Here is a 13,446-nt window from a genome sequence, read left to right as displayed (position 1 = left end):
GAGGACGGAACGGATGAGAAGGCGAACATCACGGACGCTTCCCGCGGTGCTGGCAGCGCTGCTGGTCATGGTCGTCGGTGCCTGTGGAGGCGGTGACGACGAGAGCGGCGGCGGTGGCGGTGAGGGTGGTGGCAACGATCTCACCATCGGTTACATCGCATGGGACGAGAACATCGCACTGGCCAACCTGTTCAAGGCCGAACTGGACGAGCGCGGTTACAACGTCAGCCTCCGGCAGCTCGACGTCGCACCGACCTGGCAGGCCGTCGCGCAGGGAGAGGTCGATCTGTTCCAGGATGCGTGGCTGCCCGTCACGCACTCGGACTACTGGGAGCAGTACAAGGACCAGGTCGAGGATCTCGGCGTCTGGTACGACCAGGCCACGTTGGACATCGCCGTACCCTCGTACGTGAAGAACGTCAATTCGATCGCCGATCTCAAACAGCACGCGGGCCAGTTCGACGGCAAGATCACGGGTATCGAACCGGGCGCGGGCGAGACCCGGCTGGTGGAGACCAAGATGATCCCGGACTACGGGCTCGGTTCGGCGATGACCCTGCAGAAGTCGTCGACCACCGCGATGCTGTCCGCGTTGGACAGGGCGATCCAGAACAAGGAGCCGATCGTCGTGACGTTGTGGCACCCGCACTGGGCGTACTCCCGTTACGACCTGAAGGATCTGAAGGACCCCAAGGGGTCGATGGGTGAAGCGGAGAAGCTGCACATGATCGGCCGTGAGGGATTCGGCGAGGACTTCCCGGAGTTGACCCGCGTCATCAAGAACTTCTCGCTGACGGACAAGCAGCTGGAAGAGCTGGAGAACACGATCCAGGAGGCAGGCCAGGGTCAGGAACTGCAGGCCGCCGGGCAGTGGGCGCAGCAGAACAAACAGCTCATGGACGAGGCGTTCGGCCAGCTCCAGGGGCAGTGACGTCGATCGGTGACGAACCGATGACGGTGGGGCGTGGTGCCGGCGGGCGGTCGCCTGCCGGCACGCGTCGCTGCGCCGGGTGGGGCGGCGCACACCCCGACGGCAGCCGCACCCTCGGGTGCGGGTGACGAGCGGCCTGGAGGGTTCGCGGTCAGGCCGCGAAGACCTGGTCGTCGTCGGCGAACGCCTTGAACTCGAGGGCGTTGCCGGCCGGATCCCGCAGGAACATCGTCCACTGCTCACCGGGCAGGCCCTCGAACCGCAGATACGGCTCGATGACGAACGTCGTGTCGGCCGCGCGCAGCCGGTCGGCGAGTTCGTGGAACTCGGGAATCGTCAGCAGCAGGCCGAAATGCGGCACGGGCACGTCGTGACCGTCGACGGGATTGTGGACGCCCTCCGAGCGGCCGGGCGCGAGGTGGGTGACGAACTGGTGACCGTGGAGGTTCCAGTCGATCCAGGTGTCGGAGCTGCGTCCCTGGTCGAGTCCGAGGACGTCGCCGTAGAAGTGCCGGGCGCGGTCGAGGTCGTCGACCGGCACGGCGAGGTGGAAGCGCGGAATGGGGGAGTCGAGGACGCTCACGGGTACCTCCTGGGTCGCGGTCCGGGGCCGGTGACGCTCTGACGTCGCCGGTGTGCCGGTCGTGGATCCGCCTGCCACGTCGAGACGTTCGAGTGGGCTCAGCGGAGTGGTGTGTGTCCGACACGCATGCTTGTCTTAATGTTAACATTGAGACAAGAGGTGGTGCGGATGTCCGAGCGGAGCGTCACACCGGCGCGGCGCCGGGGGCTCGCCGACGAGGTCGCCGACACGGTGCGTGAGGCGATCTTCGACGGCACCTACGCACCGGGCGCGCAGCTGCGGGAGGTCGAGCTGTCCCGCGCACTGGAAGTCAGCCGCGGGCCCGTGCGCGAAGCGTTGCTGCGGTTGGAACGGGAAGGGCTGGTGCACACGGCCTGGCATCGTGGCGCGTTCGTCGTCGAGCTGTCGGCCGCCGACATCGCGGAACTCGACAGCCTGCGTGGTGCGCTGGAAGGACTGGCCGTATCCCTCGTCGCCGAGACGGCCGACGAGCGGGGCCTCACCGCGATCGAGGCCGCGGCGGACACCATGGGCCGGGCGGGCGACGCCTACGCGATGGTGCGCGCCGACATCGCGTTCCACGACGCCGTGTATGCGGCGGCCGGCCACCGGCGGCTGCGGGAGGCGTGGCAGGCGATCCGGTCACAGGTCCACCTCTTCCTGCTGACCCGCGTCGGCGTCAGTGACGACCTAGCACATCTGCCCGGCGAACACCGCGAGCTGGCGGCCGCGTTGCGTGCCGGTGACACCGACCGGGCGGCGCGGCTGTTCGCCGACCACCGGAAGCACGCGTTCCACCTGCTCACCGGCGGGCGCACCGCCGCGCCGTACCCGGGTTCCGAACGGGAGTCCGGGTAGGACGACGGCGGTGTGCCCTCGGCCGGGATGTCAGCGCCAGTCGAGCTCGCCGTCGATGCGCTCGCCCGCGATCACCAGGTCGTCGAACGTCAGATCCTCGACGTTCTCGAGCACCATCGGTGTCTCGGACTCGGCTACCTCGATGTCGCGCAGGGTGACGTTCCGCAACGGCACGTCCTCCGGCCCGTGGATCTCCAGCGTGGTCGTCGCGCTGTCGACCGTGAAGTCCTCGAACACGAGGTCGCGGTACACCGGTGGAAAGTCGCCGCCGAGCTCGCCGGGATAGTTCAGCTGGAACCAGATCAGGTTCTCGAACGAGTCGACCTCGAAATCGCGCACGCGGATGTGCTCCACCGTGCCGCCGCGGTCGAGGTTGCCCTTGAACCGGATCGCCGACGCGCCGGAGCGCAACGTGTTGTCCTCGAAGAAGACGTACCGGATGTCGCCGGACATCTCACTGCCCAGCGCGATCCCGTCCTCGCCGCCCATGTCGTTGTCCCGGACGACGACGCGTTCACTGGGCCTGCCGATGTCCCTGCCGTCCTTGTCCCGCCCCGACTTCACGGCAACCGCGTCGTCGCCGGTGCGGAACGTGTTCTTCTCGACGAGCACGTTCGTGCTGGAATCCACGTCGACGCCGTCGTTGTTGGCGTTGTGGCTCTCGACCGTCAGATTTCGCACCGTCGCGTGGTCGGTGTAGACGAGGTGGTTGATCCAGAACGGCGAGTTGGTGACCGTGTAGTCGTTCAGCAACACCCGTTCGGCGCCGAAGAACTGGATCATGCTCGGCCGGAGGAAGTGCCCCTCCCCGAAGCGGCGCTTGTCGAGCGGCTGCCCGTCGAAGCCCATGCGCCGCAGCTGCTGCACGTCCGCGTCCTGCTTGTCGTACCAGGACAGGAACTCGCTCGCCTCGTTGCCGTCGATGACGCCCGAGCCGGTGATCGCCACGTCGTGCACGTTCTTCGCGTAGATGAGCGGCGAGTAGCCGTACATCTCGGTGCCTTCCCAACGAGTGTGCACCACGGGAAGGTAGTCGGCCGGGTCGGCGCCGAACAGCAGCCGTGCACCGTCGGCGATGTGCAGTTCGATCTTGCTTTCGAGGTGGATCGGGCCCTCGCTGAGCCAGGTCCCCTCGGGTAGTACGACACGACCTCCGCCGCTCTCGTGCGCGGCACGCACCGTCGCCATGATCGCGTCGTGGTCGTCCGTGGTCCCGTCGCCGGTCGCGCCGTGGTCCGTCACCCGGAACTCCCGGTCGGGAATCGACGGCTCCTCGACCGCGTCCACGACGCGGTCGGCCATCCGCCACAGGGGATCCGTGCCCACCGAACCCTTGCCCGCCGAACCCTGACCGCCCGGATCCGGCGCCGCGGTGGCCCCGGAACCGGCGGCCAGCCCGGTGCACAGCAGGCCGACCAGTGCCGCGACGAGTGTCCTCCTGCCTCGTGACCGCTGTTTCATGCGTTCTCCTTCGCAGCGAGTGGAAGCAGCGCGGCGTCAGTCCGCGGCGCCGGCGTCGATGACCTCGTCGTAGTGCTCGTCGTTGATGTCGACGTTCTCGAGCCGGAGATTGTCGACATGTTCCAGTTCCATCGGGCTGTCGACGTCGGCGAACGTCGAGTCGCGGATGGTCACGTCACTGATGGGGGACTGTTCGTAACCCAACAGGTAGAGGCCGAACTCGCCGCCGGTGCTGTGGACGTTCTCGATGCGGATGTCCCGCACCGTCGGCGTGTGCTCACCCGCGTCGCCCTCCTCGTACTGGAAGTTGATCCGGATGACCTCGCCGCCGATCTGCGGAATGTCGTTGTCACGGAAGTAGACCTGTTCCACGGTGCCTCCGCGTACGGAGTTGGTCTTGATGCGCAGCGCGCGGTCCAGGTTTTCGCTGTCCATGACGTTGTCCTCGGCGAAGACGTTGTAGACGTCGCCGGACATCTCGCTGCCGATCGTCACGCCACCGTGGCCGTCGGCCATCGTGTTGTCGTGGATGACGATGTTCTCGCTGGGAACGCCGATCCTGCGGCCGTCCTCGTTGCGTCCCGACTTGATGGCGATGCAGTCGTCGCCGTTGTCGAAGCTCGAATTCTTGATGACGACGTTCCTGCTGGACTCCGGGTTGACGCCGTCGCTGTTGGGTCCGACCGGACTGTCGAGCGTGACATTGTCGACGGTGACGTTCTCCGACAACACGGGGTGGATCATCCACATCGGAGAGTTCGTCAGCGTGACGTCCTCGAGGAGGATGTTCTCGCTCTCGTAGAACTGCACGAAGTTCGGCCGGAGCTTGCTGTCGTCGAACCGGCGCTGCTCGACGGGTGTGCCCTCGGCCGCCCACCGGAACAGCTGGTCACGGTGCTCGGTCTCGATGACCCCACCGTCGCCGTTCGGCTCCTCCTTCCACGGCCACCAGTGCTCGTCGTCGGCCTGGCCGTCGAGCGTGCCGCCACCGGTGATGGCGACGTCCTCGACGTCATGGGCGTAGATGAAGGACGAGTAGTTGTACAGTTCGACCCCTTCCCAGCGGGTCTTCACCGCGGGCAGGTAGTCGGCGGGGTCCTGGCTGAACCGCACGGTCGCGCCGTCGCTGACGTGCAGTTCGATGTTGCTGCGCAGCCGGATCGCACCGGTGTGGAACTCACCCTCCGGAACGACGACCTTGCCGCCGCCCTTCTCGGCCGCGGCGTCGATGGCGTCGGCGATCGCATCCGTGCTGTCGCGGTCGCCGTTCGGGTCGGCGCCGTAGTCGGTGATGTCGAACGGGCGCTGCGGGATGCGGGGTGGTTGGACCTCCTTGCGGATCCGGTCGGCCAGTTCCCAGCCCTGGGGTTCGGACTGGCCCGGGGCGTGCCCGGGTGGGTCGCCCGCGGCGGGGGGCGTGAAGACGGACATCGCGAGCGCCGCGCCGAGCGCGGCGGTCAGGGTTCGGGTGAGGACTGTTGACGACATGCGTTCTCCTCGCTGGTACTCGACGGTGAGCACGCTCGCTCCCGGGCCGCCTTCGGCGCGGGAGTGGTTTCGTACGACTCCGGTCCGCTGCCGTTGCTGCGAGAAACCGGTTTCTGATGGAACAGCAGCCTCGTTCGAGTGTCAATGGGAGAATTCGGACGAAGGTTACGAGGGTCGGCGGCGTGTCAGGCCCTCGGCTTCGGGGTATCGCGGAAGGCGGGGCACCCCGAAGCCGGGCTGGCACGGGGCCGATGTCGCTGGTGCGCCCCGGTCGACGCCGGCCCGGTTTCGCCCATCGGAAACACGGGTCGCGCCGACGTCGACCCTCTGACGTGCGATAAGATCGATCGTGTCGACCGATGTCGGCGAAACCGCTTTCTTCGGTGTGGCCGAGTGGCGGCAGGGATGTGAACCCCGAGGAGGAAAGGGCGGCCCCATGGAACCGGGCGAGCGCGCGCCGTCGGTCACCATCAGAGACGTCGCGCGGGCTGCGCAGGTGTCTCCCGCGACCGTGTCGCGGGTGATGAACCGCCGGAGCACGGTCGACGTGGAACTCGCCCGCCGGGTGCAGCAGGCGGCGGCCTCTCTCGGCTACCACCCGAGCGTCGTCGCTCAAGGGCTGGCGAGGGGCAGGACCGAGCTGGTTTCCATCCTGGTGCCGGATCTCGGCAACCCGATGTTCCAGTCGGTGTTGCGGGGGATCAGCAGGGCGGCCGGGGTCGAGGGCTACCGCGTGCTCGTCACCGACAGCCACGAGATGCCGCTCGAGGAGCCGTTCCTGGCGCAGGAGACGCGGTTGCGCACCGACGGGCTCGTGCTCTGCTCACCGCGTTCCCACGATCAGGAGCTGCTGGAGCTGGCGGGGAAACTCGAACCGTTCGTGCTGGTCAACCGTCATGTCGAGGGGCTGCTCGCGCCCATGGTCGCGGTGGACTACGCGGCGGGTATCCGTGCCCTCGTGGCTCACCTCGCCGGCCTCGGGCACCGGCACGTCGCGTACCTGTCCGGTCCGATGGCCAGTGTGTCGAACCAGGAGCGGCTCGACACGCTGCACGCGTCGGCCGAGGGCCGTTTCGAGCTGACGGTCCTCGAGTGCGGCTCGATGCACGAGGACGGTTACGAGGCGGCCGACCGCGCGCTCGGCACCGGAGCGACCGCGATCATCGGCTACAACGACCTCGTGGCGCTCGGTGCGCTCGGAAAGTTCCACGCCATCGGGGTGTCGGTGCCGGACGAGGTCAGCGTGGTGGGATTCGACGACATCGCGTTCGCTCGCTACGCATCGCCCATGCTGACCACCGTCGCCGTGCCGCAGGAAGCGCTCGGCGAGGAGGCCTGGCAGCGCCTTTCGGCCGTGTTGCGCGGCGAGGAACCGCCCGCCGACGTGTGTTTCACCCCGCGGCTGGAAGTCCGGCAGAGCACGGCCAGAGTTCCGCGCTGACCGTCCGCTGACCGTCCGCTGACCGTCCGCTGACCGTCCGCGGGCGGCGCGGGGTCGGCCCGGCGACGGCGATTCCGACATTCGGTCTTGACAGCATCGCGTCCGCGGCTAGGGTGAGAAACCGGTTTCTCGCACGGTGTTTCGTGTGTGCTCGATCAAAGCCGATCGGAGTTTCTCGTCCCATGTCACAGTCCCCATCGAGGCCGCCGATGCCGGCCAGGGCGCTACGCCTGGGGCTCGCCGTCGTCGACCGGACGACCGATGCGCTGACCCTCCTCGGCCTGGTGGCCATGGTGCTGGTGGTCAGCTGGCAGGTATTCGCGCGGTTCCTCCTCGGATTCACCCCGGGGTGGGCCTCCGAGGTCGCGCTGCTGTTGCTGTGCTGGCTGGCCTTCCTCGGTATCGCCAAGGGCATCCGGGAGCACAGCCACATCGCGGTCGGGTTCGTCGTCGATCGCCTGCCCGGGATGTTGCGGGCCGTCGCGATCCGGGTCGCACCTGCCCTGATGGCAGCGTTCGGCGGTTACCTCGTCGTCCAGGGCGGCGAGTTCACGCAGTTGATGATGCATTCGACGTTGCCGGCCACCGGTCTTCCCACCTCGGTGCAGTACGCGGCGATGCCGGTGGCCGGTGTGCTGATCGCCGTCTACAGCCTGCTGCAACTGTTCGGGCTGATCCCGCTCGATCCGCCGGATCCGGTGTCCGATGCGGACACGGCCGGTACCGCCAAGTCCGGGGAAGGGGATGACCGATGATCGACCCCGTCGCCGTTCTGTTGCTGTTCGGCGGGTTCGCCGTGCTGATGCTGCTGCGCGTGCCGGTCGCGCTGTCCCTCGCGGTCGCGTCGATCGCGGCCGCTCTGTGGATCGCGGTGCCACTGCCGCTCGTCGGGCAGAAGATGGTCCAGGCACTGAATTCGTTCCCGTTGCTGGCCATTCCGTTCTTCATCCTCGCGGGCGAGGTGATGGCCGGTGGTGGCGTCGCGCGCAGGCTGATCGACCTGGCCAACGTCGTCGTCGGCTGGCTGCGCGGCGGCCTGGCGATGCTCAACGTGGTGGCCAGCACCTTCTTCGGCGGGATCTCCGGCTCCGCCGTGGCCGACACCTCCTCGGTGGGCTCGGTGATGCTGCCGATGATGCGCGAGCAGGGCTATCCCGCCACCTACTCGGTCGGCGTCACCGTCTCGAGCGCAACTCAGGGTGTGCTGATCCCGCCGAGCCACAACATGATCATCTTCGCGCTCGCTGCGGGAGGAAGCGTCTCGATCGGCGGCGTGTTCATGGCCGGTGTGGTGCCCGGCCTGCTGATCGCGGCGCTGCTGCTCGTGGCCTGCTACGTGATGGCCAGGAAACAGGGGCACCCCAAGGGCGAGCCGATTCCGGCCCGGGACGTACCGCGGATCGTCTGGCAGGGGCTGTTGGGTCTGCTGACCCCCGTGATCGTGATCGGCGGCATCCTCACCGGCGTGTTCACCGCGACGGAGTCGGCAGCGATCGCCTGCGTGTGGGCCGTGCTCATCACGTTCGGCGTGTACCGGGAGGTGCCGCTGCGGGCCTTCACCGGCATGCTGCGCCGTTCGGTCAAGACTCTCGGCACGGTGCTGTTCCTGATCGCGGCGGCAGGCGCATACGGGCATCTGCTCACCGTGCTGCAACTGCCGGAGGCGCTCACCCAGGGACTGCTCGGGTTGTCCGACAACCCGGTCGTGATCCTGTTGCTGTGCAACGTCCTGTTGCTGGCATTGGGCTCGATCATGGACATGGCACCGCTGATCCTGATCACGACGCCGATCCTGCTCCCGGTCGTCACGTCGCTGGGCATGGATCCGATGCAGTTCGGCGTGATGCTGTTGCTGAACCTCGGCATCGGCCTGATCACCCCGCCCGTGGGCAGTGTGCTGTTCGTCGGATCCGCGATCGGCGGCATCCGCATCGAGCAGGCCGCGCGCGGAGTGCTCCCGTTCTACCTGCCGATGGTCGCCTGCCTGTTGTTGGTGACCTTCGTTCCGTCGCTGTCGTTGACCCTGCCACGTGTGCTCGGTTTCTGACGGCGACTCCCCGTTCCCCGTGAAAGGAGACATATGCGCAGCGCAGCGCTTCGTCGAATGACCACGGTCGCTCTCGCGGCCACGCTCGGACTCGGTCTCGCCGCATGCGGTGGCGGAGGCGGTGCCCAGGAATCGGTGTCGTGGCGACTCGCGGAGACACACCCGGGCGACTATCCGACCACGCAGGCGGACAAGTGGTTCGCCGAGGAACTGAGCAAGCGTTCCGACGGCCGGATCACCGTCGAGGTGTACCCGGACGCCCAGCTCGGCGAGGAGCGGGACGTTCTGGAGCAGATGCAGCTGGGCTCGGTCGAGCTCAACCGCACCAACGCCAACCTGGTGGGCGAGTTCGTGCCGTCGTGGAAGGCCTACGGCATCCCGTACGCCTTCGAGGGCGAGGAACACTTCTGGAACTTCCTTCAGGGCGAGGGTGGCCAGGCCAAGCTCGACGAGCTGTCGGAGATGGGTGCGGTGGGCCTCGCCTACTACGACTCGGGCGCCCGGTCGCTCTACACCAACGGCAAGCCCATCGAGAAGCCGGATGACCTGGCGGGCCGCAACATCCGGGTACAGCCGGGTTCGATCACGGCCGAGGTGGTCGAAGAGTTCGGCGGATCGGCGACGACGATGGACTTCGGGGAGGTCTACAGCGGTATCGAGACCGGTGTCATCGACGGCGCGGAGAACAACCTGCCCAGCTACGTCTCCACCCGGCACTACGAGGTCGCTGACAATCTGACGCTGAACGAGCACCAGCGGGTGCCCGAGGTGCTGATGATCTCGCAGTCCGCAATGGACCAGTTGTCCGAACAGGACCAGCAGCTCGTCCGCGAGGTGGCGAAGGAATCCACCGAGGTGCAGCGTGAGCTCTGGCAGGAAGAGGTCGCCGAGAGCCGCAAGACCCTCGAGGACGCCGGCGTGACGATCACCGAGCTCGACGACAAGAAGCCGTTCGAGGACGCGGTGGCCGGGCTGAAGGAGCGCTACGCCGGTCAGTACGGCGAGTTCATGGACGCCGTCGAGGCGGCGAAGAAGCAGCAGTAGCCGGGCCTGCCGTTCCGCTACGGAGAATCGATGTTCCCCGCCGTGCGGGCACATGCTGCCCGCACGGCGAGGCAGCCACGTGTGAGGAGAAGGAATGCGGGTCCTCGTGACCGGAGGGTCGGGACGACTGGGTCGCAATGTGGTCGACGCGCTCGCCGCGGCGGGCGACGAGGTCGTCTCGGTGGATACGGTGCCGGAGCGGCGCGACGACGACGTCGTGACCTTCCCGGCCGATCTCACCGACGCCGGTGAGTGTTACTCCACGCTGGCGCGCTTCCGCCCGGACGCGATCGTGCATCTGGCTGCGATCCCGGCACCCGGGATGCGCAGCGAGGTCCGTACGTTCACCACGAACACGGCGTTGGCCTACAACGTCTGCCAGTCGGCGGCCGACCTCGGTGTCGGTCACGTGCTGGTGGCGAGCAGCCCGACGGTGATGGGCTACGGCAACCCGGCCGGGTGGCAGCCCTCCTATCTGCCGTTGGACGAGAACCACCCCGTGGCGCCCTGGAACGCCTACACGATGTCGAAGGTGGCCACCGAGGACGTCGTGCGGGCGTTCGCACGCCGCGGTGAGGGCCGGTTCCACATCTTCCGTCCCTGCTTCGTGGTGTCCCCCGAGGAATGGCGCGGCGCACCGACACAGGGTGGCGGCACGGTACGCGGGCGGCTCGAGAACCGGAGCGAGGCGGCCGTGTCGCTGTTCAACTACGTCGACGCCCGCGACGCCGCGGAGTTCGTCCGGTTGCTGCTGGCGAAGGCGGAGCACGTGCCGAACGGTGAGACGTTCTTCGTGGCGGCGGCCGATGCGCTCGCCGAGAAGCCGCTGAGTGAGCTCCTTCCGGAACACATGTCGGTGCCGGAGGAGGTTGCCGGGCAGCTGGCCGGCACCGCATCGGCGTTCGACACGAGTAGGGCGCGCAGGCTTCTCGGCTGGGAGCCGGCGTACGACTGGCGTACGGAGCTGGTGTGAGCGGCGCCGTGGGGATCGCCGAGCTGAGGTGCGCGAGCACCCGGTTGCCGTTGCCGGGGACGTGGGACGGCGGGGTGAGTTTCCACGACGTCGTCGTGGCCCGGCTCCGCGACGACACCGGCGCCGAGGGCACAGGTTTCAGCTGGACCCCGAGGGTCGGTGCCGGCGCGGTGCGCGCGCTGCTCGAGGACGAGTGCGCGGACTTCCTGCACGGCGCCGGGACGCATCCGGCGGTCGTCTGGGAGGCGTTGTACGCGCACCTGCACGAGGCCGGCCCGGGCGGTGTCGCGGCGATGGCGCAGGCGGCCGTCGACATCGGACTGTGGGATCTGCGTGCCCGCGCGACGGGGACGAGCCTGGTGGACCTGCTCGGCAGGCGCCGCGACAGGGTGCCCGCCTACGCCAGTGGCGTGAACCTCGACTACGACCTCGACGAGTTGCGGGTGCAGGTGAGCAGGTGGGTCGAGGCGGGTCACACCGCGGTGAAGATCAAGGTCGGTTCCGCCGAGCTGGACCGTGACCTGGAGCGCGTAGCGGCGGTGCGCGAGCTGATCGGCCCGCACGCCGCGCTCATGGTCGACGCCAATCAGCGATGGGACGTGCCCACGGCGTCGCGGGCCATCAATGCGCTGGAACGGTTCGATCCGTACTGGATCGAGGAGCCGCTTCCCGCCGACGACCTCGCGGGACACGTGCGATTGCGTGCGACGACGCGGGTGCCGTTCGCCGTCGGGGAGAACCTGCGAACCGTGCGGCAGTTCCGCGACATGCTCGCGGCGGGCGTATGCGACATCGCTCAGCCGAACGTGGTCCGCGTCGGCGGCATCACGCCGTTCCTGCGGATCGCCGACCTGGCGGCCGCCTACGACGTGCCGGTGGCACCGCACCTGCTGCCCGAGATGTCGGCTCAGCTGGCGCTGTGCGTACCGGCGGTGTCCATGGTGGAAGCGATCGACCGGGCGTCGCTGCAGGAACTGGGCGGGCTGGCCGAGCCGTCGGGCGTGACCGTCGACGCGGTGGGCGCCCGTGCCGACACCGGCCCCGGTCACGGACTGGTGTTCGATGTGGACTGACGTGCCGATGCGGGCGCGGCCGGTCTCCGGGAAGGGAGACCGGCCGCGTGATCCGGTGTGGCGGGGTGAGCGCCGCTCAGGTGAGCGACAGCACGCCGCTGAGCACGGCTGCGATGGCGAACGCGATGCCGCCCATGAACGTCTCCATCAGGGTCCAGCTCTTCAGCGTGGTCCGGATGTCGATGTCCATGTAGCGGTTGAACAGCCAGAACCCGGAGTCGTTGACGTGCGAGAGCACGGTGCCGCCCGCCGCGATCGCGATCACGACGAGCGCGATCTCCGGTTGCGACATGCCGGACTCCTGGATGAGCGGTGCGACGATCGGCGCGGTCGTGACGATCGCGACGGTCTTCGAGCCGAGCGCGACGCGCAGCGCCGTGGCGATGAGGAACGCGAGCACGACGGCGGGCAGCGCGGTGCCCGACAAGGCGCCGGCGAGAGCCTGCCCCGCGCCCGTGGCCTCCAGTACGGCGCCGAAGATGCCGCCCGCGCCGGTGACCAACAGGACGAGAGCCACCGGGCCGAGCGAGGCCGATGCGGCCTTCTCGATGCGTTCCATGCTGAAACCGCCGCGCAGGCCGAGCACCCAGAACGACAGGAGTGCGGCCACGGTCAGTGCGACGACCGGGGCGCCGATGAACTCCAGGGTGCTGCGGACCGCGCCCTCCGGGAACACGACTCCGGCGAAGGTGTTGAGCATGATGAGCAGCACCGGCAGCAGGATCACCGTGACCGTCACCTTCAACGACGGCGGAGCCTGCACGGCCGTGCCGACACCGGCTCCGCCGGTCTTGCCGGAGCCGTGGGTGTCGTCCTGCGTGGCCTGGCCGGACTTCTCCTGCGCCTCGCCGATCAGCTGCGACGGAACGGGCACGTTCAGCCGGTCGCCGATCCGGGTGCCGAACAGGTAGGCGCCGAAGAACCATGCGGGCAGACCGCAGATCAGGCCCATGATCGCGATCCAGCCGAGGTTGCCGCCGAGCAGCCCCGCGGCCGCCACCGGGCCGGGGTGCGGTGGGAGGACCGCGTGCATGATGGCGAGTCCGCCGACCGCGGGCAGCGCGATACTGATGACCGATCGGCCGGAGCGCTGCGCCACCGCGTAGATCAGCGGCAACATGATGATGAATCCGACGTCGAAGAACACCGGAATTCCGAAGATCAGGGCGGTCAGCCCGACAGCGAGGGGTGCCTTGCGTTCGCCGAACGCGTCGAGCAGCCGGTTCGACAGCACTCCGGCGGCGCCGGACTCCTGCATCACCCGGCCGAGCATGGCACCGAGTGCGACGATGGTCGCGATCTCACCGAGGGTGTCGCCCATGCCGGACTGCAGCACCTCGGGGATCGCGGCCGGTTCGAGACCTGCGGCGATACCGACGACGATGCTCACCACGAGCAACGCGACGAACGCGTGCAGCTTGACCTTGATGACGAGCAACAGCAACAGCGCGATGCCGCCGACGACGAGCAGCAGCAGGGCCCACGAGGGCAGAGCCCACGCCGTGTCCGGCTGTTCGGCGGCCAGAATAGCGGTGTTCACAGGCTTC

General features: G+C 68.2%; 12 protein-coding genes. 8 read left to right on the top strand and 4 right to left on the bottom strand.

Features of this window, described 5'->3' with window-relative positions; translation table 11 throughout:
• Positions 1–13 precede the first annotated feature (13 nt).
• Entirely contained in the window at positions 14–931 is a 918-nt protein-coding gene (locus LY12_RS20450; protein WP_253859015.1) for a glycine betaine ABC transporter substrate-binding protein, read from the top strand.
• 151 nt (positions 932–1,082) lie between these two features.
• Here the strand turns inward: LY12_RS20450 and LY12_RS20445 are convergent, their stop codons facing one another.
• Entirely contained in the window at positions 1,083–1,514 is a 432-nt protein-coding gene (locus LY12_RS20445; RefSeq protein ID WP_253859014.1) for a VOC family protein, read from the bottom strand.
• 168 nt (positions 1,515–1,682) lie between these two features.
• Here LY12_RS20445 and LY12_RS20440 point away from each other — a divergent pair, with 168 nt between their 5' ends.
• Complete coding sequence (locus LY12_RS20440) at positions 1,683–2,372, top strand: GntR family transcriptional regulator (RefSeq protein ID WP_253859013.1); 690 nt, start codon at positions 1,683–1,685, stop codon at positions 2,370–2,372.
• A 30-nt stretch (positions 2,373–2,402) separates the two neighbouring features.
• On the opposite strand, the gene LY12_RS20435 is transcribed toward LY12_RS20440, so the two are convergent.
• Both LY12_RS20435 and LY12_RS20430 read right to left on the bottom strand, forming a co-directional pair.
• Positions 2,403–3,833: a glycoside hydrolase family 28 protein gene (locus tag LY12_RS20435; RefSeq protein WP_253859012.1), complete on the bottom strand. Its 1,431-nt coding sequence runs from the start codon at positions 3,831–3,833 to the stop codon at positions 2,403–2,405.
• A gap of 36 nt (positions 3,834–3,869) precedes the next feature.
• Positions 3,870–5,321, bottom strand: a complete 1,452-nt coding sequence (locus tag LY12_RS20430) for a glycoside hydrolase family 28 protein (protein ID WP_253859011.1) — start codon at positions 5,319–5,321, stop codon at positions 3,870–3,872.
• A 436-nt stretch (positions 5,322–5,757) separates the two neighbouring features.
• Here LY12_RS20430 and LY12_RS20425 point away from each other — a divergent pair, with 436 nt between their 5' ends.
• The 6 genes from LY12_RS20425 (at position 5,758) to LY12_RS20400 (ending at position 11,899) form a co-directional block, all read left to right on the top strand.
• Positions 5,758–6,762, top strand: coding sequence for a LacI family DNA-binding transcriptional regulator (locus LY12_RS20425; RefSeq protein WP_253859010.1), 1,005 nt, complete (start codon positions 5,758–5,760; stop codon positions 6,760–6,762).
• Positions 6,763–6,971: 209 nt separating this feature from the next.
• Complete coding sequence (locus tag LY12_RS20420) at positions 6,972–7,517, top strand: TRAP transporter small permease (protein ID WP_253859009.1); 546 nt, start codon at positions 6,972–6,974, stop codon at positions 7,515–7,517.
• Positions 7,514–8,809 carry a TRAP transporter large permease gene (locus tag LY12_RS20415; RefSeq protein ID WP_253859008.1) on the top strand — a complete coding sequence of 432 codons (1,296 nt, stop codon included), beginning with the start codon at positions 7,514–7,516 and terminating at the stop codon, positions 8,807–8,809. The genes LY12_RS20420 and LY12_RS20415 overlap by 4 nt, the downstream gene beginning before the upstream one ends.
• Before the next feature lie 57 nt (positions 8,810–8,866).
• On the top strand, positions 8,867–9,853 hold the full coding sequence (locus tag LY12_RS20410) for a TRAP transporter substrate-binding protein (RefSeq protein ID WP_253859007.1): 987 nt from the start codon (positions 8,867–8,869) through the stop codon (positions 9,851–9,853).
• Between the two features lie 94 nt (positions 9,854–9,947).
• A complete protein-coding gene (locus LY12_RS20405; protein ID WP_253859006.1) occupies positions 9,948–10,826 on the top strand; it encodes an NAD-dependent epimerase/dehydratase family protein in 879 nt (292 codons plus the stop codon).
• Entirely contained in the window at positions 10,823–11,899 is a 1,077-nt protein-coding gene (locus LY12_RS20400) for a mandelate racemase/muconate lactonizing enzyme family protein (protein ID WP_253859005.1), read from the top strand. The genes LY12_RS20405 and LY12_RS20400 overlap by 4 nt, the downstream gene beginning before the upstream one ends.
• 76 nt (positions 11,900–11,975) lie before the next feature.
• Here the strand turns inward: LY12_RS20400 and LY12_RS20395 are convergent, their stop codons facing one another.
• On the bottom strand, positions 11,976–13,439 hold the full coding sequence (locus tag LY12_RS20395; RefSeq protein ID WP_253859004.1) for a GntP family permease: 1,464 nt from the start codon (positions 13,437–13,439) through the stop codon (positions 11,976–11,978).
• Positions 13,440–13,446: the final 7 nt, after the last annotated feature.

This window comes from Prauserella alba, from assembly GCF_024171735.1.
GTDB lineage: Bacteria > Actinomycetota > Actinomycetes > Mycobacteriales > Pseudonocardiaceae > Prauserella > Prauserella alba.
Note: the sequence above shows the minus strand (reverse complement) of the source record. Positions and strands in the feature narration are given on the sequence as shown.